The organism is Pseudomonas aeruginosa, assembly GCF_001457615.1.
Taxonomy (GTDB): Bacteria; Pseudomonadota; Gammaproteobacteria; order Pseudomonadales; family Pseudomonadaceae; genus Pseudomonas; species Pseudomonas aeruginosa.
This window is the reverse complement of the sequence record NZ_LN831024.1, coordinates 4,653,089-4,677,691: the sequence shown is the minus strand read 5'-3', so window position 1 is coordinate 4,677,691 and position 24,603 is coordinate 4,653,089. Positions and strand designations below refer to the sequence as shown.

Annotated in this window: 18 protein-coding genes; 8 read left to right on the top strand and 10 right to left on the bottom strand. The window is 67.1% G+C overall.

Going from position 1 to position 24,603, the window contains the following annotated elements; all coding sequences use genetic code 11:
• Positions 1 to 29: 29 nt before the first annotated feature.
• From cmoB to lon, 6 genes are all read right to left on the bottom strand, one after another.
• Positions 30 to 998 carry a tRNA 5-methoxyuridine(34)/uridine 5-oxyacetic acid(34) synthase CmoB gene (gene cmoB / locus AT700_RS21475; RefSeq protein WP_003085573.1) on the bottom strand — a complete coding sequence of 323 codons (969 nt, stop codon included), beginning with the start codon at positions 996 to 998 and terminating at the stop codon, positions 30 to 32.
• Positions 995 to 1,735, bottom strand: coding sequence for a carboxy-S-adenosyl-L-methionine synthase CmoA (gene cmoA / locus AT700_RS21470; RefSeq protein ID WP_003123029.1), 741 nt, complete (start codon positions 1,733 to 1,735; stop codon positions 995 to 997). Before cmoA ends, cmoB begins: the two co-directional genes overlap by 4 nt.
• Positions 1,736 to 1,839: 104 nt before the next feature.
• Positions 1,840 to 2,412: a hypothetical protein gene (locus AT700_RS21465; protein WP_003085577.1), complete on the bottom strand. Its 573-nt coding sequence runs from the start codon at positions 2,410 to 2,412 to the stop codon at positions 1,840 to 1,842.
• Positions 2,413 to 2,543: 131 nt separating this feature from the next.
• On the bottom strand, positions 2,544 to 3,296 hold the full coding sequence (locus tag AT700_RS21460) for a substrate-binding periplasmic protein (protein WP_003145751.1): 753 nt from the start codon (positions 3,294 to 3,296) through the stop codon (positions 2,544 to 2,546).
• A gap of 98 nt (positions 3,297 to 3,394) precedes the next feature.
• Positions 3,395 to 3,799, bottom strand: coding sequence for a protease inhibitor I42 family protein (locus AT700_RS21455; protein WP_003085581.1), 405 nt, complete (start codon positions 3,797 to 3,799; stop codon positions 3,395 to 3,397).
• A gap of 110 nt (positions 3,800 to 3,909) precedes the next feature.
• On the bottom strand, positions 3,910 to 6,309 hold the full coding sequence (lon, locus tag AT700_RS21450) for an endopeptidase La (protein ID WP_003101982.1): 2,400 nt from the start codon (positions 6,307 to 6,309) through the stop codon (positions 3,910 to 3,912).
• Positions 6,310 to 6,499: 190 nt separating this feature from the next.
• Here lon and AT700_RS21445 point away from each other — a divergent pair, with 190 nt between their 5' ends.
• The gene (locus tag AT700_RS21445) at positions 6,500 to 7,252 is read left to right on the top strand and encodes an AraC family transcriptional regulator (RefSeq protein ID WP_003085585.1); all 753 of its coding nucleotides are present in this window, start codon (positions 6,500 to 6,502) and stop codon (positions 7,250 to 7,252) included.
• Positions 7,253 to 7,372: 120 nt separating this feature from the next.
• Here AT700_RS21445 and AT700_RS21440 read toward each other — a convergent pair whose 3' ends face one another.
• Positions 7,373 to 9,436: a TonB-dependent receptor gene (locus AT700_RS21440; protein ID WP_042929571.1), complete on the bottom strand. Its 2,064-nt coding sequence runs from the start codon at positions 9,434 to 9,436 to the stop codon at positions 7,373 to 7,375.
• Between the two features lie 463 nt (positions 9,437 to 9,899).
• Here AT700_RS21440 and putA point away from each other — a divergent pair, with 463 nt between their 5' ends.
• Positions 9,900 to 13,082 carry a bifunctional proline dehydrogenase/L-glutamate gamma-semialdehyde dehydrogenase PutA gene (gene putA / locus AT700_RS21435; protein WP_003085590.1) on the top strand — a complete coding sequence of 1,061 codons (3,183 nt, stop codon included), beginning with the start codon at positions 9,900 to 9,902 and terminating at the stop codon, positions 13,080 to 13,082.
• A 311-nt stretch (positions 13,083 to 13,393) separates the two neighbouring features.
• Positions 13,394 to 14,914 (top strand): sodium/proline symporter PutP, encoded by a 1,521-nt coding sequence (putP, locus tag AT700_RS21430; protein WP_003103073.1) that lies wholly within the window; start codon positions 13,394 to 13,396, stop codon positions 14,912 to 14,914.
• A 144-nt stretch (positions 14,915 to 15,058) separates the two neighbouring features.
• On the opposite strand, the gene AT700_RS21425 is transcribed toward putP, so the two are convergent.
• Complete coding sequence (locus AT700_RS21425; RefSeq protein ID WP_003123025.1) at positions 15,059 to 15,988, bottom strand: LysR substrate-binding domain-containing protein; 930 nt, start codon at positions 15,986 to 15,988, stop codon at positions 15,059 to 15,061.
• A gap of 126 nt (positions 15,989 to 16,114) precedes the next feature.
• On the opposite strand from AT700_RS21425, the gene azoR1 reads away from it, so the two are divergent.
• The 3 genes from azoR1 to AT700_RS21410 are packed head-to-tail and all read left to right on the top strand — an operon-like array spanning position 16,115 to position 18,287.
• A complete protein-coding gene (gene azoR1 / locus AT700_RS21420; protein ID WP_003120774.1) occupies positions 16,115 to 16,753 on the top strand; it encodes an FMN-dependent NADH-azoreductase AzoR1 in 639 nt (212 codons plus the stop codon).
• Positions 16,754 to 16,762: 9 nt separating this feature from the next.
• Positions 16,763 to 17,068, top strand: coding sequence for a DMT family transporter (locus AT700_RS21415; protein ID WP_003103070.1), 306 nt, complete (start codon positions 16,763 to 16,765; stop codon positions 17,066 to 17,068).
• 55 nt (positions 17,069 to 17,123) lie between these two features.
• The gene (locus AT700_RS21410) at positions 17,124 to 18,287 is read left to right on the top strand and encodes an AAA family ATPase (protein ID WP_003120773.1); all 1,164 of its coding nucleotides are present in this window, start codon (positions 17,124 to 17,126) and stop codon (positions 18,285 to 18,287) included.
• A 4-nt stretch (positions 18,288 to 18,291) separates the two neighbouring features.
• Here the strand turns inward: AT700_RS21410 and AT700_RS21405 are convergent, their stop codons facing one another.
• The gene (locus tag AT700_RS21405) at positions 18,292 to 21,417 is read right to left on the bottom strand and encodes a transglycosylase domain-containing protein (RefSeq protein ID WP_003123023.1); all 3,126 of its coding nucleotides are present in this window, start codon (positions 21,415 to 21,417) and stop codon (positions 18,292 to 18,294) included.
• A gap of 153 nt (positions 21,418 to 21,570) precedes the next feature.
• On the opposite strand from AT700_RS21405, the gene AT700_RS21400 reads away from it, so the two are divergent.
• Positions 21,571 to 21,780, top strand: coding sequence for a hypothetical protein (locus tag AT700_RS21400; RefSeq protein WP_009875978.1), 210 nt, complete (start codon positions 21,571 to 21,573; stop codon positions 21,778 to 21,780).
• A gap of 430 nt (positions 21,781 to 22,210) precedes the next feature.
• Positions 22,211 to 23,626, top strand: coding sequence for an amino acid permease (locus AT700_RS21395; protein ID WP_010793865.1), 1,416 nt, complete (start codon positions 22,211 to 22,213; stop codon positions 23,624 to 23,626).
• Positions 23,627 to 23,751: 125 nt separating this feature from the next.
• Here AT700_RS21395 and AT700_RS21390 read toward each other — a convergent pair whose 3' ends face one another.
• Positions 23,752 to 24,567, bottom strand: coding sequence for a sulfite exporter TauE/SafE family protein (locus AT700_RS21390; protein WP_003085615.1), 816 nt, complete (start codon positions 24,565 to 24,567; stop codon positions 23,752 to 23,754).
• Between the last annotated feature and the right edge of the window lie 36 nt (positions 24,568 to 24,603).

Genomic DNA, 24,603 nt, shown 5'->3' with positions numbered 1-24,603 from the left:
TCCGAGGATGGGCTTTACCCTACCCGCTGTCAGGGCTTGCGCGCCACCAGCGTGGCGCGCATCGGTGCCGGCAGGCCTTCGACGGTTCGCGAACGGTCCTGTGGATCGAGGAATTCCGGCAGCGACTGGAAACGCATCCATTCGGTGGAGCGTTGTTCCTCGACGCTGGTCAGGCTGACGTCGACGCAGCGCGCGTCGGCGAACCCGGCGCGGCGCAGCCAGAGCTCCAGGGCTGCCACCGAGGGCAGGAACCAGACGTTGCGCATCTGCGCGTAGCGGTCCTCGGGCACCAGCACGGTGCTGGCGTCGCCTTCCACCACCAGGGTCTCCAGGACCAGTTCGCCGCCGCGCTTCAGGCAGTCCTTGAGCGCCAGCAGGTGGTCGATGGGCGAGCGACGGTGATAGAGCACGCCCATGGAGAATACCGTGTCGAAGCCTTCGAGCTTCTCCGGCAGGTCTTCCAGGGCCAGCGGCAGGTGCCAGGCCGGCAGCTCCGGCAGGTAGCGCTTGGCGGCGAGGAACTGGCAGAGGAACAGCCAGTTCGGATCGACCCCGACCACGCTTTCCGCGCCGGCGCCGAGCATGCGCCACTGGTAGTAGCCGTTGCCGCAGCCGACGTCGAGGACGCGTTTGCCACGCAGTTCGACATGTGGCGAGACACGCTCCCATTTCCAGTCGGAACGCCATTCGGTATCGACCTGTACGCCGAAGAAGTCGAACGGCCCCTTGCGCCAGGGAATCAGCCCTTGCAGCGCTTCCTTCACCTGCGCTTGTAGCGCCGCATCGTGGTCGCTGTGCAGGGCGAAGCGCTGGGCCAGTTCGACCTTCGGCGCGGGCACCTGGGGCAGGCGCTGGACCGCGCTCCACCAACGGGCCAGGTCGCCGTGGCCTTCCTCGATGCGCGCGGCGATCTGCGCGGGCAGGCTGGTCGCCCAGCCGTACAGCGGAGAGCCGGCGAGGTGTCGCTGGAGGGCGTCGAGGGCGAGGTGCTGGATCATGGCAGGGCGATCATCGAGGCGAAGTTGAGACACTGGAACCATTGGCTGACCCGGCTGAAGCCGGCGGCCAGGAGCCGTTCACGGTGTTCCTCGAAGGTGTCGGGGAGCATGACGTTTTCCAGCGCGCTGCGCTTCTGCGCGATCTCCAGCTCGCTGTAGCCGTTGGCACGCTTGAAGGCGATGTGCAGGTCGGTGAGCAGCGCGTGCTCCTGCGCATCGGCGAAGCGCAGTTTCTCCGAGAGGATCAGCGCGCCGCCGGGCAGCAGTGCCTGGCGGATCCTGCGCAGCAGGCCGAGGCGCTGGTCGGGGGCGACGAACTGCAGGGTGAAGTTCATCGCCACCAGCGAGGTGGGTTGCAGGTCCAGGGCGAGAATGTCGGCCTCGATCAGCTCGACCGGCAGCAGCTCCTGGTACATGGCGTCCTGGGCATGCAGGTATTCACTGCAGCGCTCGATCATCGCGTGCGAGTTGTCCACCCCGATCACCCGGCAGCCGTCGTTGCGGACGTGGCGGCGCAGCGACTGGGTGACCGCGCCGAGCGAGCAGCCGAGGTCGTAGAGCACGCTGTTCGGCTGGGCGAACTGCGCGCCGAGTACGCCGATGTTCTCGACGATGGTGGGGTAGCCCGGCACGGAGCGCTTGATCATGTCGGGGAACACGCGCACCACGTCTTCGTTGAACACGAAGTCGGCGACACGTTGCTGGGGTTGGGCGAACAGGCGATCGGACTCGCTCACGCGGGTGACCTCGGGCATCACGGCTTTTCAGGGGGCCGAATTGTAGCCGAGGGATGAGCGTCGCCCAACTGCGCGGCGACGATTCACCCATGCGCGCAGGCGAATCACCTGAGCTTGTCGGAGAAGTACTCTCCCGCGCCCTGCAGCGGACCCAGCGGGTTCTTCTTGTCTTCCAGGCGATGGATGTTCGGTTCGCCGTTGCTGACCTTGTGCACCAGCACGTCGTTGACGAAGACGAACACCGCCTTGAACGACCAGCCCTGCAACTCCCGTTTCTTGCGGAAGTTGAACACGTCCGCCCAGAAGCTGCCGACCCGCTGGGTGTCGGTCTTGCTGAAATCGAAGGCGTAGCCGATGCAACGGTCCTTCGCTTCCAGGCATTGCACCAGGCCGCCCGGCAGGTAATCGATGGGGATGTTCGGCTGGATGAACATGAGCCGCACGTCGATGAACGACAGCATGCGGCCGTTGCCCTGGGTCAATGGATCGAAACCCAGCCCGAACAGCTGCGAACGGGTCGTGCTGCCGGGTTGCGCCTGGGAATAGCGCAGTTCGGCATCGAGGTAGTCGACGAAGGGGGATTGGACTTCCGCTCGTTCGCTGGGCAGCAGGCTGCCGCAGGAGGAAACGAAGACAGTGGATGCCCAGAGCAGTGAGTAACGAAGAGCGGTGCCCATGACGCGCCTCCTTTCGGTGCCGTCGTAGATTGAGTAATAGACGACGCCAAAAAGGCCTGCCGGAATTTATTCAATCGGCTGAAAGCAGCGTGGTTGCTGGTCTGGCGGCGGATTTCCGGCGGCCCGGAAAGTCATTCGAAAGAAAGCCTATAGCGCTCGCCGAGGACCTTCAGGGTGCCTTCGCGACGCAGTTGGCGTAGCCCTTCGTCGAGTTCCGCGAGACGCGCGTCGACCTCCGGCAGGTGCGGGCTGAGGCCGACGTGCAGCGGCTGCCGCCCGGGTAGTTCGCCGGCGCGGCGGATCTGTCCGGCGAGCTGCGGATGATGCTCCAGGTAGTGCTCGATGATGTCGCGGTCTTCCAATAGCACGTCGATGCGGCCGAGCAGCAGTTTCTGCAGGTTGCGCGGCAGCACGCGCTCGCCGCCGAGGACCTGCAGGTGCAGGTCGTCGTCGCCGGCCTGGCTGCGCCAGGCTTCGAAGCGCGGATTGTTCACGTAGCCCTGGGCGAGGCCCAGGCGCTGGCCGAGCAGGGAAGCATCGCCGGAGTAGTGCCAGTCGCTGTCGTGGCGGGTGTAGAAGGCCAGCCCGACCCAGCCGATGGGCTCGCTGCCGACCCGCAGGCCGTCGAGTCCATAGGCGCCGACCAGGCCGTCGCGATGGCCGTCGCGGACCATCTGCACGGCGCGCGGCCAGGGCAGGCTGTCGAAGTGCGGTGGCTCCCGAAGGACCTGGCTGAGCGCCTCGACCAGGTAGCCGGGCCGCTGCGGCGTGCCAGGGCACAGGTAGGGGCAGCCGTCGTCGCCTGCGAAGCGCAACGGTTCGGCCAGCGAGGGCAGAGGAGCGGCGCAGGACAGGGCGAGCAGGACGAAGGAGGCGCGGAGCATGGAGTCCTCGGGGCGACGGGGCCTGTCAGGATAGGCCAGGTCGCCACGGCGCGGGACGTCGGTCTTCGTACAGAATGTGTCCGCCGCGGGCAGCGGTTTCAGCGCACCTGGATCGCGCAGGAAAAGCTTTCCGCCGGTTCCGCGTCCTTTTCCCAGGGCCGCCGGTAGACCAGTTCCAGGCGGTCGTCGCCGCTGGCGGCGACGCGGAAGCGCCAGGTCGATTCGCCGCCGCTGCCAACCAGGCCGCTGTCTTCTTCGGAATTGCTGTAGACCTCCGGGCCAAGGCGCTTGAGCACGCTGGCAGCAGGGTTGCGCAGTTCCCAGCGGAAGCCGGTGGTGGGATTGCTCGGCAGGGTCAGCACCAGTTCCTGGCCTTGCGTCAGCTTCAGCGGCGAACAGTCGTCGGCGTCGTCCAGGGTGACCACCGGCTTCTGTTGCCCGGCGCAGCCGGCCAGGACCACGATGGACAATGGCAGCAGCAGACGGGAGGGGGAAAAGGACATGCAGCGCTCCTCGGCTCGAATGGAAAGGGCGCCAGCATAAACCCTGCTGGCGCCCGAGTGCCAAGGTTGGCGCGGCGGACGGCCGAACCGGTCGGCCATCCGCCGCCGGCTCAGGCCGGGAACAGCACCTTGGCCACGTCGCCGTAGCGCTTGGCGAAATGCACGGTCAGCCCTTCCCTGAGATAGTCGGGCAACTCTTCGAAGTGGCCGCGGTTGGCTTCCGGCAGGATCAGCTCGAAGATCTTCTGCCGGCGCGCGGCGATCACCTTCTCGCGGACCCCGCCGATGGGCAGGACCTGGCCGGTCAGGGTCAGTTCGCCGGTCATCGCCACGCCTTTCTTCGGCACCTGGTTGCGCGCCAGGGAGAGCAGGGCGCTGGCCATGGTGACGCCGGCGCTGGGACCGTCCTTGGGCGTGGCACCTTCCGGCACGTGCAGGTGGACGAACGCCTGGTCGAAGAAGGTCGGGTCGCCGCCATACTTCTTCAGGTGCGAGCCGATGTAGCTATAGGCGATCTCGGCGGATTCCTTCATCACGTCGCCGAGCTGGCCGGTGAGCTTGAAGCCACGGTTCAGCGTGTGGATGCGGGTCGCCTCGATCGGCAGGGTGGCGCCGCCCATGCTGGTCCAGGCCAGCCCGGTGATCACGCCGATCCCGGAAAGCACCTGCTCGCTGCGGAACACCGGCATGCCGAGGTAGTCCTCAAGGTCCCTGGGACCGATCTTCACCTTCGACTCGGGATCCTCCAGCAGTTTGACCACCGACTTGCGCACCAGCTTGCCGAGCTGTTTCTCCAACTGGCGCACCCCGGCTTCCCGCGCATAGCCCTCGATCACCGCGCGCAGCGCGGCATCGCTGATGCTCAGGCGGCCCTTAGGTACGCCGGCCTTTTCCAACTGCTTGGGCCACAGGTGGCGCTTGGCGATGGCCAGTTTTTCCTCGGAGATGTAGCCGGACAGGCGGATCACTTCCATCCGGTCGAGGAGCGGTCCGGGGATCGAGTCGAGGGTGTTGGCGGTGCAGACGAACAGCACCTTGGACAGGTCCAGGCGCAGGTCCAGGTAGTGGTCGAGGAATTCGACGTTCTGCTCCGGGTCGAGGGTTTCCAGCAGCGCCGAGGCCGGGTCGCCCTGGTAGCTGGCGCCGAGCTTGTCGATCTCGTCGAGCATGATCACCGGGTTCATCACCTCGACTTCCTTCAATGCCTGCACCAGCTTGCCGGGCAGGGCGCCGATGTAGGTGCGGCGGTGGCCCTTGATCTCCGCCTCGTCGCGCATGCCGCCGACGCTGAAACGGTAGAACGGCCGGCCGAGGCTCTCGGCGATGGATTTGCCGATGCTGGTCTTGCCCACTCCCGGCGGGCCGACCAGGAGCACGATGGAGCCGGCGATCTCGCCCTTGAAACTACCCACGGCGAGGAACTCGAGGATGCGATCCTTGATGTCGTCGAGGCCCGCGTGATGCTTGTCGAGGACCTTGCGCGCATGCTTGAGGTCGAGCTTGTCCTTGCCGTACACGCCCCAGGGCAGGGCTGTGGCCCAGTCCAGGTAGTTGCGGGTGACGGCGTACTCGGGCGAGCCGCTCTCGAGGATCGACAGCTTGTTCAGCTCTTCGTCGATACGCTTGCGCGCCTGCTCGGGCAGCACCTTGCCTTCCAGGCGGGCGCGGAATTCGTCGGCGTCGGCGCTCTTGTCGTCCTTGGTGATGCCCAGCTCCTGCTGGATGATCTTCAACTGTTCCTTGAGGAAGAATTCGCGCTGGTGTTCGCCGATCTTGCGGTTGACCTCGGCGGACAGTTCCTTCTGCAGGCGCGCGACTTCCACCTCCTTGCGCAGCAGCGGCAAGACCTTCTCCATCCGCTTGAGGATCGGCACGGTGTCCAGCACTTCCTGCAGTTCGCCGCCGGGCGCGGTGGTCAGGGCCGCGGCGAAGTCGGTGAGTGGCGACGGGTCGTTGGGACTGAAGCGGTTCAGGTAGTTCTTCAGTTCCTCGCTGTACAGCGGATTGAGCGGCAGCAGCTCCTTGATCGCGTTGATCAGGGCCATGCCGTAGGCCTTCACTTCGTCACTGGGATCGATCGGGGTCTTCGGATAGTCCACCTCCACCATGAACGGCGGACGATGGCGCTTGATCCAGCCCCGGATACGCACCCGCGACAGGCCCTGGGCGACGAACTGCAGCTTGCCGCCCTCGCGCGAGGCATGGTGCACCCGGACCAGCGTGCCGTGCTCGGGCAGGCTGTTGACGTCGAAGTGGCGCGGGTCTTCCGGAGGATTGTCCATGAAGAACAGGGCCAGCGAATGGTGGTCGGTCTTGGCCACCAGTTCGAGGGTTTCCGCCCAGGGTTCTTCGTTGACGATCACCGGCAGCACCTGCGCCGGGAAGAACGGGCGGTTGTGGATCGGGATCACGTAGAGGGTGGTCGGCAGGGTCTGGCCGGGCAGCACCAGGCCGGTGCCGGCGGGCTGCGCGTCGCTGATGTGTTCGGGATTAACGTCCTGGTCGCTCATGAGGCACCTGACTGACTGAAACATGAGAGTCTAGATGGGGCCCCGGGGGCGGGTTTCAATCCCTGTCCGTTCAAGGATGTTGCCGAAGGTTTCCACGCAGCACGCGGTACGCGGGTACCACTTGCGGCAAGGTGCTGGGCAGCGTCGGGCAAGTCGAGTAGAGTGCGCAAAAATTGAGCAGTTGCCGTTCATGTTCGACACCCGCCTCATCCGTCTGCCCGACCAGTCGCACACCCACGCCCACGAGCATCACCAACTGGTGATGTCGCTGGCCGGGCGCGCCGAATTCGAGGTCAACGGCTGTGGCGGGGAAGTCTGCCGGATGCGCGCCTGCCTGGTGCCGGGCGAGGCGGGCCACGTGTTCGCCGGGGTGGGCGACAACCGCATGCTGATCATCGACCTGGGCGAGGACAACCCGACCCCGGAAGACCCCGACCTGCTCGCGCGCCTGTTCGAGGCGCCGCGCTACCCGACCCTGGACGCCGACTTCCAGAACCTGCTCAGCTACGCCGGCGCCGAACTGGCCCGCTACGGCAGCGACCCGCTGCTGACCCGTGCCCTCGGCGGAGTGCTGATCCGCGCCCTGCACCTGCGCCTGTTCGGCGAGCAGCAGCCCCTGGCGGCCAGCGGGCCGCTCGACCTGGAGCGCCTGGACGCGCATATCGTGCGGAACCTGGCGCGGCGCATCACGGTCGCCGAACTGGCCCAGGTCGCCTGTCTCAGCCCGAGCCATTTCCACGCGCAGTTCAAGGACAGCGTCGGCCTGACCCCGCACCAGTACCTGCTCAAGGTCCGCCTCGACTGCGCCGCGCGGTTGCTGCGGGAAAGCCGCCTGCCTCTGGTGCGGATCGCCGAGGAATGCGGCTTCTCCAGCCAGAGCGCGCTGACCACGGCGATGCGCCGCTACCTGGGGCTGACGCCGAAGTCGCTGCGCAAGGGCTGAGCGCCATCCGCCACCTTCGGCGGATAACCGCAGGCGGTTATTCGCCCTACCGGGAGTGGTGTAGGACGGATAACGGCGCGGACGTCATCCGCCGAGCGAATTCGTCCCGCACGGCCTGTCTCAGAACGCCACCTTCACCCCCGCCTCGATGCCGCGTCCCGCCGCCGGCACCCGGTCGCGCAGGATCGAACTGGCGTAGCGCACGGTCTGGTTGGTCAGGTTGGTGCCCTTGACGAAGGCCAGCCAGCGGCTCTCGCCGAGGTCGAAGTTGTAGCCGAGGCTGGCGCCGAGGGTGGTGTAGCCGTCGGTGGAGAGTTCTTCCTCCGGCACGCGGTGCTGCGAGGCGGCGTGTTCGACGTCGACCCGCGCCTGCCACTGCTGCAACTCCCAGATCAGCGCGGTGTTCAGGCGCAGCGGGGCGATGCGTGGCAGCGGTTCGCCGGTGTCCTTGTTCTTGGCGCGGGTGTAGTCCCCGGAGAGTTCCAGGTCGAAGTTGCCGTACGGGCTTTCCAGCAGGTGGATGCGGTCCTGCGCCTCGACGCCGTAGAAGTCCGCGCGAACGCCGCTGTAGAGGTATTCCGGCAGCGCCTCGTCATCGCCGACGGCGACCACTTCGCCTTCCTCGTTGCGATGGCGACCGCTGGCGAGCAGGCCGATGTAGTTGGAGAAGCGGCTGTAGAACACCCCGACGCTGCCCTTGTGCACGCCGTTGTCGAAGCGCAGGGCGAGGTCGGTGGAGACCGCCTTTTCCTTGTCCGCGTCGGCATCGCCTACCTCGTAGGTGCCGGTGGCGGCGTGCGGACCGTTGGCGTACAGCTCGTAGAAGGTCGGGGCGCGCTCGGTGTAGCTGAGGGTGGCGGCCAGCGACCAGATCGGCGTCAGCTTGTACACCGCGCCGGTGGACAGGCTGCCGGTGGTGAAGCTCTGTGAACCGTCGTTCTCGGCGAAGCGCTCGTTGCCCTTGGCGTCGGGGTCCACGCGGGTGTGCTCCAGGCGGGCGCCGAAGCTGAGGTCGAGGCGGTCGCTGAGCTTCCATTCCTCCAGGGCGAACAGCGCGGCGCTGTCGGTTTCCGTGTGCGGCACGAAGGCTTCCTCGCCGAGGGCGGAGAAGCGGCTGTTGGCGAACTGCGCGCCGACCACCCCGTTCAGCGGGCCGAGCGGGCGGTGGCGGGCCTCGATGCGGCCTTCGTAGCCTTCGTTCTTGAAGGTGGTGCCGGTCTCGCCGTCCTCGATTTCCTTGTGCTCGTACTTGGTATAGGCGGCGTCCAGCTTCAGCGAGGTGAACGGGCCTTCGAGGTCGCGGATCTCGGAGGCGAAGGCGTAGCGGTCCTGCTGCATCTTCAGGCGCACGTCGTCCTCGGCCGGCGAGCCATAGTTGCTGTCGTAGCCGCTGTAGGAGAGGCCGGCGTAACCGTGCTCCCAGTGATAGGAGCCACCGACGGCGCCGCCGTCCTGGCGGCCGTCGCTGTTCTGCACCCGATGCTTGCCGGTGTCGCCGTCGATCTGCCGCTGGCGGCTGGAATGGGCGTAGCCGGGAATCCTGACGTCGTTGAACTCGCGGCTGGCGGCGTCCACGTGCAGGGCGAAGTTGCCGTCGCCGGCCTCCAGTGCGCCGGAGCGGCTACGGGTGGTGTCGGCGCCGCCGTAGCGCAGTTCGCCGCTGCCGTGGATGCCGTCGACGGGTTCGCTGGGGATGCGGTTGTCGAAGCTGTTCACCACCCCGCCGATGGCATTGCCGCCGTAGAGCAGGGCGGCCGGGCCGCGTACCACTTCCAGGCGCTCGACGCTGTTGGGGTCTTCCGGCACCGCGTGGTCGTAGGACAGCGACGAGGCGTCGAGCGCACCGACGCCGTTGCGCAGCAGGCGGATGCGATCACCGTCCATGCCGCGGATCACCGGTCGGCTGGCGCCCGGTCCGAAGTAGGTGGAGGACACCCCGGGCAGGCCGTTGAGGGTTTCGCCGAGGCTGCCTTTCTGTCGCAGGGTCAGCTCGTCGCCTTCGAGCACGCTGCTGGGCGTGGCGGGAGATTCGTTGCCCAGCGGGTTGGCGGTGATCACCTGGGAGGGCAATTCGCTGGGGCGGCCGTCGGCGCCGAGCGTTTCCCCCGAAACAATCAGGCAGGCCAGCGCCAGTGGCGTGAGAGGCCAGAGCGGACGGGAAGGGAAAAGGCCGGAAGAGGACATTGCGGGCTCCATGGTCATGGGTCGGACTTTTTTCAGGCCAAAGCGAACCCAGGCTCTTCCCGGAGGAAGGGCGACGGGGTCGGATCGGCGTATTTATTGGGATGTTATATTATTTCTTTTTGTGTCGGTAGACCCGCGTAGCCACTCTGCATGGCGTCGTGCCGACGTGCAGCGGCAATGTCCGCATGCCTGCCGGCGAAGAGGAACGGGAAAGTTCCGCAGCCAGGAGTTTTCCGCAAAAACTCCAGAGTCTTTCGCAAGAATCGCCCCTCTCGCAGCCACTACATTCCGCTATCCGCTGGTGCCTCGCGCCGGCGGAATGGGCCTGACCCATACTGATCCGTATTCCCGCGCCACAGGACGTGCCGCGCCGCCGGCACAACCCGCCGGCGGCGGTGCCCCGGGCAATGGACGCCTGGCCGGACTTCTTTCAATAACAATGGCTCCACAAGAGGAGGGCGTGATGTTCAAAGCCAGTCACGTCTTGCAGGGCGAGGACCAGACCCGGTCCGCAGCCGAATTCTTCCCTGTCATCAGCGCCAACTACGCGGTCGACGAGGAAGCCTACCTGGGCGAACTGCTGCAGCTCGCCGACCCCGGTCCCGACGGCATCGAGGCTATCCGCCGCAACGCCCGCGCACTGATCGAAACCGTGCGCAGCCGGGACAACGCCGTCGATACCCTCGACGCACTCCTGCGCCAATACAGCCTGGACACCCAGGAAGGCCTGATGCTGATGTGTCTGGCCGAGGCGCTGTTGCGTGTGCCTGACGCGGCGACCGCCGACGCGCTGATCCGCGACAAGCTGTCCGCCGCCGACTGGCAGCGCCATCTCGGCCAGAGCGACAACGTTCTGGTCAATTTCGCCGCCTGGGGCCTGGTGATGACCGGCAAGGTGGTGAACATCGACGAACGCACCGACGGCCGCGCCCCGAGCGTCATCAGCCGGCTGGTGCAGCGCTCTGGCGAACCGGTGATCCGCGCCGCGATGAACCAGGCGATGAAGCTGATGGGCAAGCAGTTCGTGCTTGGCCGGACCATCTCCGAAGCGCTGAAGAACGGTCGTCCATGCCGCGAGCAGGGCTACACCTATTCCTTCGACATGCTCGGCGAGGCCGCGCTGACCGCCGCCGACGCCGAGAAATACATGGCCGACTACCGCCAGGCCATCGACACCGTCGGCGCCGAGCCGCAGGTCGGTCCGGGGCCGCGGCCGTCGATCTCGATCAAGCTCTCGGCGCTGCATCCGCGCTACGAAGTGGCGCAACGCGAGCGGGTGCTCAGCGAGCTGTTCGCCAATGTCCTGGAACTGGCGGTGCGCGCGCGCAAGCTGAACGTCGGCATCACCATCGACGCCGAGGAAGCCGATCGCCTGGAGCTGTCCCTCGAACTCTACGAGAAGCTGATGCGCGACCCGGCCATCGCCGGCTGGGGCGAGTTCGGCCTGGTCATCCAGGCCTACTCCAAGCGCTGCCTGCCGGTGCTGGTATGGCTGACCCTGCTCGGCCGCGAGCTTGGCGCACGCATCCCGCTGCGCCTGGTGAAGGGTGCCTACTGGGACAGCGAGATCAAGCAGTGCCAGGTGCAGGGCGCCGATGGCTACCCCGTCTACACCCGCAAGGAAGGCACCGACACTTCCTACCTGGCCTGCGCCCGCTACCTGCTCAGCGAGCACACCCGCGGGGTGATCTACCCGCAGTTCGCCAGCCACAACGCCCACACCGTGACCGCCATCCTCGCCCTGGCCGACGAAGCCAGGGCCGCCGGCGGCGAGGAGCGCGACTTCGAGTTCCAGCGCCTGCATGGCATGGGCGACGCGCTGTACGACACGGTGATCGAGAAGTACCGCCGCAACGTGCGCATCTACGCCCCGGTCGGCGCGCACAAGGACCTGCTGCCGTACCTGGTCCGGCGCCTGCTGGAGAACGGCGCCAACTCTTCCTTCGTGCACAAGCTGGTGGACCCGCGCGTGCCGGTGGAGACGCTGATCCAGCACCCGGTTACCCAACTGCGCCAGTTCAAGACGCTGGCCAACGACCGTATCCCTCTGCCCCAGGCGATCTTCGGCGCCGGGCGGAAAAACTCCCAGGGCATCAACATGAACATCCAGAACCAGTGGAACGAGCTGGAGCTCGCCTACAAGCCGCACCTGACCCGCCAGTGGCAAGCCGCGCCGATCGTCAACGGCGAGAAGCTCTCCGGCCCGGCCCACGAAGTGCGTTGCCCGTACGACCTGGAGAGGCTGGTCGGCAGCGTCCAGTACGCGTCCGCCGAGCAGGCCGGCAAGGCCCTCGACGTGCTGCAGGCGGCCTGGCCGCGCTGGAGCGCCACCCCGGTGGACGAGCGTGCCGGCATCCTCGAGCGTCTCGCCGACCTGCTGGAAGCCCAGCGCGGCGAGCTGATGGCGCTGTGCACCCTGGAAGCCGGCAAGTCGTTGCAGGACGGTATCGACGAGATCCGCGAGGCGGTCGACTTCTGCCGCTACTACGCCCAGCAGGCCCGCCAGCGCCTGGTCCGCGAGGAACTGCGCGGCCCGACCGGCGAGCGCAACGAGCTGTTCTACGAAGGCCGCGGCATCTTCGCCTGCGTCAGCCCGTGGAACTTCCCGCTGGCGATCTTCCTCGGCCAGATCAGCGCCGCGCTGGTGGCCGGCAACACTGTGCTGGCCAAGCCGGCCGAGCAGACCAGCCTGATCGCCGCGCGCACCGTCGAACTGATGTTCGAAGCCGGCCTGCCGAAGGACGTTATCGCCCTGCTGCCGGGCGACGGCGCCACCCTCGGCGGCGTGTTCTGCCGTGACGCGCGGGTCGCCGGGGTGGCCTTCACCGGCTCCACCGACACCGCCCGCATCATCAACCGCCAACTGGCCGAGAAGCCCGGCGCCATCGCCACCCTGATCGCCGAGACCGGCGGGCAGAACGCGATGATCGTCGATTCCACCGCTTTGCCGGAACAGGTGATCAAGGATGCGGTACAATCCGCGTTCACCAGCGCCGGCCAGCGCTGCTCCGCGCTGCGCGTGATGTACGTGCAGCAGGACATCGCCGAGCGGGTGATCGAGTTGCTCAAGGGCGCCATGGCCGAGCTGAAGGTCGGCCCGACCGACGTGCGCGTCAGCGACGTCGGCCCGGTGATCGACGCCGAGGCCAAGGCCGGCCTGGAGCAGCACATCGCCGCGCTGAAGGCCGCCGGCAAGCTGATCGCCGAGACCAAGGTGCCGGGCAACCTGAACGGTCACTTCGTCGCTCCCGTCGCGTTCGAGATCAGCGGCATCGACGAGCTGAAGAAAGAGAACTTCGGCCCGGTGCTGCACGTGGTGCGTTATGCCGCGCAGGACCTGGAAAAGGTCGTGCAGGCGATAAACGCCACCGGTTTCGGCCTGACCATGGGGGTCCATAGCCGCAACGAGGAAACCGCCCGTCGCATCGAAGAGCTGGCGCGGGTCGGCAACCTCTACATCAACCGCAACCAGATCGGCGCGGTGGTGGGCGTGCAACCGTTCGGCGGCCACGGGCTGTCCGGCACCGGTCCCAAGGCCGGCGGGCCGAACTACCTGCTGCGTTTCGTCAGCGAGCGCACCACGTCGGTGAACACCACCGCGGTGGGCGGCAACGCGTCGCTGCTGTCGCTGGCCGACGCCGAGTGATACTCCGTTCCCGGGCGCCTTGGCGCCCGGGTCGGTTTCCGGGGTTCGCCGCAGCGAACGCCAAGGGAAATGACCGCCGTTCCGGTGCGTGCCCGGAACGGACCATAAAGGACGATTTTCCCTGCCCGACAGGGGAGGGATCGTGAGGCGTGGGCCTGTTCGGACTCGTTTGAGGCCACCCACGTTTCCGGCTTGCTCCGGCAAGCGCTCACGGAGTGACGCCACAAGCGCCATTCTGCCAACCAAGGGCCCGCTACCCGTTGCTTGCACACGCAAGGGCCCGGATAAAAACAAGCAATAGGGGAGTCCCTATGAGTGTCAATACGCCCACGCTGATCACCTTCGTGATCTACATCGCGGCCATGGTCCTGATCGGCCTGGCGGCATATCGCTCCACCAACAACTTCTCCGACTACATCCTCGGTGGCCGCAGCCTCGGCAGCTTCGTCACGGCGCTGTCCGCCGGCGCCTCCGACATGAGCGGCTGGCTGCTGATGGGCCTGCCCGGCGCGGTGTACCTGTCCGGCCTGTCCGAAAGCTGGATCGCCATCGGCCTGATCGTCGGCGCCTACCTCAACTGGCTGTTCGTCGCCGGCCGCCTGCGGGTGCAGACCGAGCACAACGGCAACGCGCTGACCCTGCCCGACTACTTCACCAACCGCTTCGAGGACAACAGCCGCCTGCTGCGGATCTTCTCGGCCCTGGTGATCCTGGTGTTCTTCACCATCTACTGCGCTTCCGGCATCGTCGCCGGTGCGCGCCTGTTCGAGAGCACCTTCGGCCTCTCCTACGAGACCGCGCTGTGGGCCGGCGCCGCGGCGACCATCGCCTACACCTTCATCGGTGGCTTCCTCGCGGTGAGCTGGACCGACACCGTGCAGGCCTCGCTGATGATCTTCGCGCTGATCCTCACCCCGGTGATCGTGATGCTCGCCACCGGCGGCGTCGAGCCGACCTTCACCGCCATCGAGCTGAAGGACGCGACCAGCTTCGACATGCTCAAGGGCGCCTCCTTCATCGGCGTGATCTCGCTGATGGCCTGGGGCCTGGGCTACTTCGGCCAGCCGCACATCCTGGCGCGCTTCATGGCCGCCGACTCGGTGAAATCGATCCCGGCCGCGCGCCGCATCTCCATGACCTGGATGATCCTCTGCCTCGGTGGCGCCGTGGCCGTGGGCTTCTTCGGCATCGCCTACTTCCAGGCGCATCCGGAGCAGGCCGGCGCGGTCAGCGAGAACCCCGAGCGGGTATTCATCGAGCTGGCCAAGATCCTGTTCAACCCGTGGATCGCCGGCGTGTTGCTGTCCGCCATCCTCGCCGCGGTCATGAGCACCCTGAGCTGCCAGCTGCTGGTCTGCTCCTCGGCGCTCACCGAGGACTTCTACAAGGCCTTCCTGCGCAAGGGCGCCAGCCAGCTGGAACTGGTCTGGGTCGGTCGCGCCATGGTGCTGCTGGTGGCGGTGATCGCCATCTGGCTGGCCTCCAACCCGGAAAACCGCGTGCTCGGCCTGGTGTCCTATGCCTGGGCCGGCTTCGGCGCCGCCTTCGGCCCGCTGGTGCTGTTCTCCCTGCTGTGGAAGCGGATGACCCGCAACGGCGCGCTGGCCGGCATGATCGTCGGCGCGGCGACGGTGATCCTGTGGAAGAACCTGTTGGGCTGGACCGGCCTGTACGAGATCATCCCCGGCTTCCTCTTCGCCAGCGTCGCCATCGTCGTCTTCAGCCTGCTCGGCAAGGCGCCTTCGACGAGCATGCTCAAGCGCTTCGACGATGCGGAGCAGGAGTACCGCGAGGCGCACCAGGGCTCCGCCGCTCCGGTAACCCAGCGCTGATCGAGCCTGCGGGCGGGTAAAGCGCCCGCGCATGGAGACGGCCCGCCCCGCAAGGTGCGGGCCGTCGTTTTGTCCGGCGGCTGCTGCGCCTGGCCGCGCAGGACGGATAACGGCAGCCGCGTTGTCCCTGTCCCGCCGCGCCGCTCAGGCGTCCCGCTCCAGCCGGCAAGCGTGCCCCGACTGTCGTGCCTCCAGCCTCAGCCATTCGAAGAATGCCTTCACCGGCGGATGACGTTCCCGTCCGGGCACGCATAGCGCGCTGTAGCCGGCGCCGTCGACACTGATATCCGCTCTGTAGGGTTGCAGCAGGCCGCTGGCGACGCTTTCCGAAACCAGGATCGAACTGGCCAGCACCAGTCCCTGGCCGGCGATGGCCGCCTGCAGGGCATAGTGCTCCTCGTCGTACTGGCGGATCACCGGCTGGCCCTCCATCCAGTCTTCGCCGGCCTGCGCGCACCAGGCCTCCCAGCCGTGGGCGTAGAGCCTGGAGTTGTGCCAGCGCACGCTGATCAGGGTCGGCTGCCGTTCTGCGGCCAGGGCGACCTGGGCCGGCGAGCCGTAGACCGCGAAGCATTCGTCGAACAGGCAGAGACCGTAGAAGTTCGGATGGTCGTCGAGGCTGTAGCGGATCACCAGGTCGATGCTGGCGTCCTGGTGCAGGTCGAGGACTTCGCAGTTGGTGTCCAGGCGCAGGTTGATCTGCGGGTGCGCGGCGTAGAAGCGGCCGAGACGCGGCACCAGCCAGAGGGCGGCGAAGGCCGGGGTGGTGGAGACCGTCAGGTTGCCTACGCTGCGCTGCGGACGCAGCGTGTCGACGCTCTGCGAAATTTCCAGCAGGGCCCCGTGCAGGCTGCGGAACAGCCGTTCGCCGCAGTCGGTCAGGCGCACTTTCCGTGGCAGGCGCTGGAACAGCGGAACGCCGAGCCAGGCTTCCAGCGAACGGATCTGGTGGGAAACCGCGGTTGGCGTTACCGCAAGCTCCTCGGCGGCGGCCTTGAAGCTCGACTGGCGGGCCGCCGATTCGAAGGTGCGCAACGCGGTCAGCGGCAGGGAAGCGAACATTGGAATCTCCATGGGTGAACTGAATTCACCCTGAACAACTATTGCTCATTTGTCGGGAACCCCCGCTGCCAATAATTTCTGGCTCCAGGAGAAGGGCCTTGAGGCCATTCGAGTCTAGCCGAATCCAAGGAGATACAGATGAGTAGAATTCTTGCAGTGCATGCCAGTCCGCGAGGCGAGCGCTCGCAGTCCCGGCGTCTCGCCGAGGTTTTCCTGGCGGCCTATCGCGAAGCCCATCCGCAGGCCCGCGTGGCTCGCCGCGAAGTCGGCCGGGTACCGCTTCCGGCGGTCACCGAGGCCTTCGTCGCCGCCGCCTTCCATCCCCAGCCGGAACAGCGTTCGCTGGCGATGCAGGCCGACCTGGCGCTGAGCGACCAACTGGTCGGCGAACTGTTCGACAGCGACCTGCTGGTGATCTCCACGCCGATGTACAACTTCAGCGTGCCCAGCGGCCTGAAGGCCTGGATCGACCAGATCGTGCGCCTCGGGGTGACCTTCGATTTCGTCCTCGATAATGGCGTCGCCCAGTACCGGCCGCTGCTGCGTGGCAAGCGTGCGCTAATCGTCACCAGTCGCGGTGGCCATGGCTTCGGCCCGGGCGGCGAGAACCAGGCGATGAACCACGCCGATCCCTGGTTGCGCACCGCGCTGGGTTTCATCGGCATCGACGAGGTCACGGTGGTCGCGGCGGAAGGCGAGGAATCCGGCGGCAGGTCCTTCGAGGACTCCTGCGCCGAGGCGGAACAGCGCCTGCTGGCGCTGGCGCGGTCGGCCTGAGGAGCCGCCATGGCCTGGTTCCATCTGCTGGTGGCGGCGGCCTTCGAGGTCGCCTTCGCCATGGGCATGAAGTTCTCCAACGGCTTCGGCAGACTCTGGCCGTCGTTGCTGACGGTGGTCGCGGCGATCGGCGGGATCTATTTCCTGACCCTGGCGCTGCGCGAGTTGCCGGTCAGCGTCGCCTATCCGATCTGGACCGCGATCGGCTCGCTGGGCACGGTGTTCCTCGGCGTCCTGCTGCTTGGCGAGAGCCTGACGGCGGTGAAGCTGGTTTCTGTCGGGTTGATCGTCGCCGGGGTGGCCGGGCTCAAGTAAGCGATGCGGCATTTGGCCTACAATCGGCCGCGTTTCCGTTCCTTCGAGAGCAGCCATGCTGACCACCCTGGCGGTGTCCAACTACCGCACCCTGCGCGACCTGGTGATGCCGCTGCGGCGCCTGAACCTGATCACCGGCGCCAACGGCGCCGGCAAGTCCAACGTCTACCGGGCCTTGCGCCTGCTGGCGGACAGCGCGCGCGGCGAAGTGATCCCGTCGCTGGCGCGCGAGGGCGGCCTGCCATCGACCCTGTGGGCGGGACCGGAGGACATCAGCCGGGCCATGCGCAGTGGCGCCCAGCCGATCGAAGGCAGCGTGCGCCGGCAGTCGGTGAACCTGCGCCTGGGCTTCGCCGGGGAGGATTTCGGTTATTGCATCGACCTCGGCCTGCCGGAGCCAAGCCAGAGCAAGTTCGGTCTCGACCCGGTGATCAAGCGCGAATGCATCTGGGCCGGCCCGTTCCTGCGCCCGGCCAATGTCCTCGTCGACCGTCGCGGGCCGTTGTTGCGCGCACGCGGCGGCGGCGGTCGCTGGGAAGTGGCGGCGCAGCACCTCGCCACCTTCGACAGCATGCTGGGCGCGGCGGTGGACCCGCGACAGGTGCCGGAACTGCTCGGCCTGCGCGAGCGGATCCGCTCCTGGCGCTTCTACGACCATTTCCGCAGCGACGCCGAGGCGCCGGCGCGGTGTCCGCAGATCGGCACCCATACACCGGTGCTGGGCGCCGACGGCGCCGACCTGGCCGCGGCCCTGCAGACCATCCGCGAGATCGGCGATGCGGCGGCGCTGGACGAGGCGGTGGACGATGCCTTTCCCGGCAGCCGCCTGCACATTGACAACCCGGGAGGGCGCTTCGAAGTGCTGATCGAGCAGCCCGGCCTGCTGCGGCCGCTGCGCACCGCGGAGCTGTCGGACGGCACCCTGCGCTACCTGCTGTGGATCGCCGCCCTGTTGTCGCCGCGGCCGCCGGCGCTGCTGGTGCTCAACGAACCGGAAACCAGCCTGCATCCCGACCTGCTGCCGGCCCTCGGGCGCCTGGTCGGCCAGGCCGCGCAGCACTCCCAGGTGCTGGTGGTGTCGCACGCCGCGCGGCTTGTCGCGACGCTCGAAGAGCACCCGGAATGCCATTCGCTGGGGCTGGAGAAGGACTTCGGCGAGACCCGCATCCAGGGGCTGCGCGAGCTGGACCGGCCGGCCTGGTACTGGCCGGTGCGCTGAACCGCTACAGGCGGCCGATCTGTTGCGGCGACAACGGTACCTGGCAGCGGGTGGCGGTGCGTGGGTCGAGGTAGTCCCTGAGGAGCGGTGCCATGCCCTTGAGTACCTGCACTGGCAGGGCCGAGGTGAACTTGAACTGGCTCGACTCGCTGCCGTCGACGTAGGCGGTGAGGGTACCGAAGTGCCGCGGGCCGATGTAGAAGACGAAAGTGGCGGTGCGGTTCAGTGCCTTCGAACTGCGCACGTGGCCGCCGGCGCTGAAGGTCTGCAGGCGGTTGTCGCCGGTGCCGGTCTTGCCGCCCATCACCAGTGGCGCGCCGTCCGGACGGCTGAAGGTGCCTTGCAGGCGCCGCGCGGTGCCGGCGTCGACCACCTGGGACAGCGCGTTGCGCAGGGTCGTGGCGACCTCCGAGGTCATCACCCGCTGGCCGAGGGTGGCTTCCGGGGCGAAGCGCGTCTCGTAGGGCGTACCCAGGGCGAAGTCGAGGTGCTCCAGGCGCAGGGTCGGCATGCGCACGCCATCGTTGACGATGATCCCCATCAGTTCGGCCAGCGCCGCCGGGCGGTCGCCGGAGCTGCCCAGGGCGGTGGCGTAGGAGGGCACCAGGTGATCGAAGGGATAGCCGAGTTTCTTCCATTGCTGGTGCAGGTCGAGGAAGGCCTCCACCTCCAGCAGGATGCGGATGCGCTTGTCGCGGGCGTTCTTGTGCCGCGACTTGAACAGCCAGCCGTAGACCTCCTTGCGCTCGGCGCCGCTGGCCGCCACCGCCTCGCCGAAGGTCGCCTGCGGCTGCTTCTGCAGATAGCCGAGCAGCCATAGCTCCAGCGGGTGCACGCGGGCGACGTAGCCCTGGTCGTTGAGGTTGAACTTGCCCGGGCCGTAGCGCTCGTACAGCTCGGCGGCGCGCTTGTCGGTCAGGCTGCCGCGGGGCAGGCGTTCGCGGAGGAAGGCGCTGAAGCTCGCCAGGTCGGCCTGTGGCTGCAGGTAGCGGTGGATCGCGGCCAGCCGCACCGGCCAGGGACGCAGGCCGTCGAGGAAGGTCTCCAGGCGCTGGTTGGCGTCCTTGTCGCGGTACTTGACCCAGAAGCGGCGCAGGTAGACCTGGCTTTCCTTGTCGACGAAACGGTCGAGGTAGTCGGCGCGGCGCGGGTCCTTGTCGTCGGCCAGCAACTGCACCTTGCTCCCGGCGTTCTGGTAGATATCGTGGCGGATCAGGTCGCGCAACAGGCGCACGAAGGGCAGGTTGATCGATTCGCGCAGGGCTTCCAGCAGCATCGGCCGGCGGCCGTTGTCTTCCTTGCGGAAGTTGTTGAAGGTGTGCAGCCCGCCGCCGGTGAAGAAGCTCTCGTAGGGGCTGGCCGAATAGCGCCGTTCCATGGCCGCCTGGAGCATCGCGGAAAGATCGCGGTCGCGGCTGGCGACCAGGTAGTCGATGCCCCAGCGGAGGATGAAATCGAGCGGCTCCACTTCCACCTTGCGCAGCTCGGCGACGCTCATGCCGCCATAGTCGCGGTGGATCTGCGCGACGGTCTCCAGGTAGCTGGCCAGCACCCGTAGCTTGGCGGTGGAGCCCAACTCCAGCTTGCTGCCTTCGTTGATGTCGAAGGGCTGGTCGGTGTTGTCGGTCTGCACCCGCACCTGGTTGCCGCTCGGCGTACGTTCGAACAGGGTGAAGCTGTAGCGTACCGAGCGGGTCGAGGTCGGGGTCAGCAGGCGTTCGCCGATCAGCCCGAGCTGGGCGGCGTAGTCCGGGTCGGCGAGTTTCTGCAAGTAGGCGGTGACGCTTTCCTGCAACTCGTGCTGGAGGGTGGTATTGGCCCGCAGGTCGAGACGGTCGAGGTCGTACAGTGGCACGCCGAGCATCCCGGCCAGGCGGGTGCGAGCCAGGGTCACGCCCTTGTTGGTCGGCAGCGGTTGCACCGTCGGCTGGCTGCGTGGGTCGCGGAACGCCAGCTTCTGCGCCAGCGCCGCATCGCGTAACGGCGCCTCGATGACGCCGGCCTGGGTCAGGACTCGCAGGTGGCTGTCGGTCATCCGGTCCAGCTCGTCGCGGCCGCGCGGCGCCAGATAGAAGGAAGGCCGGCGGTGGGCGATCATCAGCGCCAGCACCTGGCGCAGGGCCAGGCCCTGGGCGGCGAGTCCGGCCTTGCCGTCGAGTGCCTCGCCGACCTGCCGGTAGTCGGCGCCGTACCAGACCCACAGGCCATCGGCCAGGCCGGTGACCTCGCCGTAGCCCGGCGCCGCCGACAGCGGCACCGAGTTGAGGTAGGTGAGCACGATGTCCTGGCGCGCGGCGAAGTTGGCCGGGCCTTCGCGATAGCTGCGTACGCTGGCCGAGAGCATCTGCCGCAGCTTGTCGCCGATGCTGCCGGTGCGCCCTTCGGCAGAGTGGCGGTATTTCTCGATCTGGGTCGCCAGGGTGCTGCCGCCGGAGGAGTGCGCGCTGAAGCCGAGCATCTTGCCGACCTGCGACAGCGCCGCCTGGGTGAAGCGACCCCAGTCCACCGCCGGGTTGAGGTAGGGGCGTTCGTGATCGAGCAGGTCGCGGTTCTCGATGAACAGCAGGCTCTGCACCACCAGCGGCGGCAGGCTGGCGAAGTTCGCGTAGCGCCGTTGCGGATAGCGGAAGTCGTAGATCGGCACGCCGCGGCAATCGGCGATGTCCAGCCCGGCCTGGGCCTTTTCCGCGTAGGGCGGGAACAGCCGGTGTTCGGCGTAGCGCATCAGTGCCGGGGAGAAGTGCGCCTGGCGGGTGATGGCGTAGTCGCGGTCGTACAGGCGCTGCATGAACGAAGGCAGCAACTGATAGCCGAGGCGGCGGTCGAAGGGGCCGTCCGCCGGGAACAGGATGGCCTCGCTGGGACCCTGGCGCACCTCGTAGTCCAGGGTCGCGGCATAGCGTGCCAGCTCGCGTGCCTGCAGCCGCGAGGTGTGCGCTTCGTGAAGTACCACGATGCCCACCGCGGCGAGGATCGGCAAGGCGAAGCCGATCAGCATCAGGCGTTGGCGGAGACGGCTTTTTCGAGGAGAAGCGGAGGCAGGGAGACTGCAGGGTTGCAGCTCGGAAGGGTCGTTCGTGGATCGTTCTGATGCACCCATGCTCGCACCGCCTGTAGCTGCGCAATTCATCCGCACCTGGGGGAAGTCTAGTTGTCCCGCTGCAACCCTGCTGTCATTCGTGCAAGGAAAATCTCCCCGGCGGCAATCGGACGACCGAGGATTGGAGCGGCGTGGCGCAGGGGTTAGAGTGTCTGTCTGAGTTCCTTGTGTTTCGGGTCCGGAATGTCGATGCGCACACTTTTTCCCCTTCTCGTCGGTGTCGTCCTGGCGGGTTTCTCCGGCCTCGCGGCGCAGGCCGCGCCGGCGCCCTTCTACAAATGGCAGAGCAAGCTCGACGGCCAGGTCGCCTGCATGCAGACCTCGCCGGGAGACGGCTGGGTCAGGCTCGACGGCCCCTACCGCGATCTCCGCTGCCGCGAACCCCTGCGCTGACCCCATGCAGCGCAGCCGGCTGCTCGAGCGCAGCTGGCGCCTGCAAGGCCAGCGCGAAACCGTCCACTCCCGGCTCGGCCGGCCGCTGTCCCTGCTGCCGCGCGCGCGGCCCAGGGAGTGAATCCATTCAGCGTTGGCGGTCCTTACACCTTTGGTCCAGTTGCCCCATCGCGGGGCATGACGGCCTTGAAATCTTGTGTAAAACTCCGGCCCGACCTCAGTTGTAGTCGACTCCCGCAATGCCCACGTTCGCTCCACGAGAGCGGACAGCCTCTTCCGGTGTGCAGTCCTGGAACCTATGACGCCCCGTCGTCGCCCGCTGTGCGGTATCGCGCAGGGGCCGCGCCGTTGGTGAAATCCGCTTCCCTACCCCGACCGCACGAGCGAGTCCGCAACTGATCTATCTCAATAACAAAATGAGGTTGTTCCCATGTCGTCTGTCGGCGAACAGAAGGTTCAAGACGGCTCCCTGAAGCGCGAGCTCGGTGAGCGACACATCCGCCTGATGGCGCTCGGCGCCTGTATCGGCGTCGGCCTGTTCCTGGGCTCGGCGAAGGCCATCCAGATGGCCGGCCCGGCCATCATGATCTCCTACATCCTCGGCGGCCTGGCGATCCTGGTGATCATGCGCGCCCTCGGCGAGATGGCGGTACACAATCCGGTGGCCGGTTCCTTCAGCCAGTACGCCAAGGACTACCTGGGCCCGCTGGCGGGCTTCATCACCGGCTGGAACTACTGGTTCCTCTGGCTGGTGACCTGTGTCGCCGAAATCACCGCCGTCGCCGTCTACATGGGTATCTGGTTCCCCGACGTGCCGCGCTGGATCTGGGCCCTGGCGGCCCTGGCGAGCATGGGCACGATCAACCTCATCGCGGTGCGCGCCTTCGGCGAGTTCGAGTTCTGGTTCGCCCTGATCAAGATCGTCACCATCCTGGCGATGGTGGTGGTCGGCATCGGCATGATCGCCTTCGGCTTCGGCAACGACGGCATCGCCACCGGCATCTCCAACCTCTGGGCCCACGGCGGCTTCATGCCCAATGGCATCCAGGGCGTGCTGATGTCGCTGCAGATGGTGATGTTCGCCTACCTCGGGGTGGAAATGATCGGCCTCACCGCCGGCGAAGCGCGTAACCCGACCAAGACCATTCCCAGCGCGATCAACTCGGTGTTCTGGCGCATCCTGCTGTTCTATGTCGGCTCGCTGTTCGTGATCATGTCGCTCTATCCGTGGAACGAGATCGGCACCCAGGGCAGCCCCTTCGTGATGACCTTCGAGCGCATGGGCATCAAGACCGCCGCCGGGATCATCAACTTCGTGGTGATCACCGCCGCACTGTCGTCCTGCAATGGCGGCATCTTCAGTACCGGGCGCATGCTCTACAGCCTGGCCCAGCATCGCCAGGCCCCGGCCTTCTTCGGCAAGGCCTCGCGCAGCGGCGTACCGCGCCGGGCGCTGATCCTGTCGATCCTGGCGCTGCTGCTGGGCGTGTTGCTGAACTACCTGGTGCCGGAGAAGGTATTCGTCTGGGTGACTTCCATCGCCACCTTCGGCGCGATCTGGACCTGGGCGATGATCCTGCTGGCCCAGTTGCGCTTCCGCAAGACGCTCAGCCCGGCCGAGTGCGACAAGCTGCAATACCGCATGTGGCTGTACCCGGTCAGTTCCTACCTGGCGCTGGCGTTCCTGGTGATGGTGGTGGTGTTGATGGCCTTCTTCGAGGACACCCGCATCGCCCTCTACATCGGCCCGCCGTTCATCCTGCTGCTGACCGTCCTGTACTACGCCTTCAACCTGGCGCCGAAGGAGCCTTCCGGCACCGGCTCGGTAAGCCGCGCGGCGTCCTGAGCGGTGTAGCGCCGGAAAAGAAAAGGGGCCTCGGACGAGGCCCTTTTTTCGTTGCGCCGATATCCGGTCCGGTGCATCCGGCGAATAACGCCGTTGGCGTTATTCGCCCTACCCAGGCTGGGGCATCAGCCCGCCAGCATGCTCAGCATCACCGCCGCCAGCAGGCCGACGTACACCCGTGCATGCAGCGCATCGGGAATCCGCCCGATCAGCGGGGTCGCCAGGCGGATGCCGAGCCAGCCGCCGCCGGCCAGGGTGGCGAAGGCCAGCAGGTCGATGTAGCCGACGAAGCCTCGGCCCAGGCCTTGCTCCTGGTAGCCGGCCAGGACCAGGTAGGTAAGGGTGCCGCCAAGAGCCACCGGCAGGCTCAGCGGGTTGGCCATGGAGGTCGCCTGGGTCATGCTCAGCCCGCAGCGGCGCAGCAGTGGTACGGTCATCACGCTGCCTCCGACGCCGAGGAAGGTGGCGATCGCACCGATCAGCGTTCCGCCCAGGCGCGTCTCGCCGACGCCCAGCGGCCGCGCCTGGCGCTCCTCGGCGCGGCTGAGGAAGCCGCGACGCAACAGGCAGTCGAGGATGGTGATGGCGAGGTAGGCGACGAAGGCCAGGCGAATGAAGTCGCCGCTGGCCAGGCCGACCAGCGCCGCGCCAAGCACCGCGCCGACACCGATGTACGCGCCCAGCGGCCAGACATAGGCGCGCAGCAGGCTGCCGGCGCGCCGGTGGCGATAGGTGGCGAGGGCGGCGTTGACGATCATCACGCAGGTCGAGGTGGCCACCGCGACCTGCATGGCCGCCTGGGCCAGCGGGTCGTCGGCGGCGCGACCGAGTTGCAGCAGGTGATAGAGCAGCGGCACCACCACGAAGCCGCCGCCAAAGCCGAACAACACGGCGCTGACCCCGGTGAGGCAGCCGCAGAGAAAGAGCAGGAGATAGAACATGGCGGGTTTCCGGAGCGAGAGCGGAAGGCCAGCTTA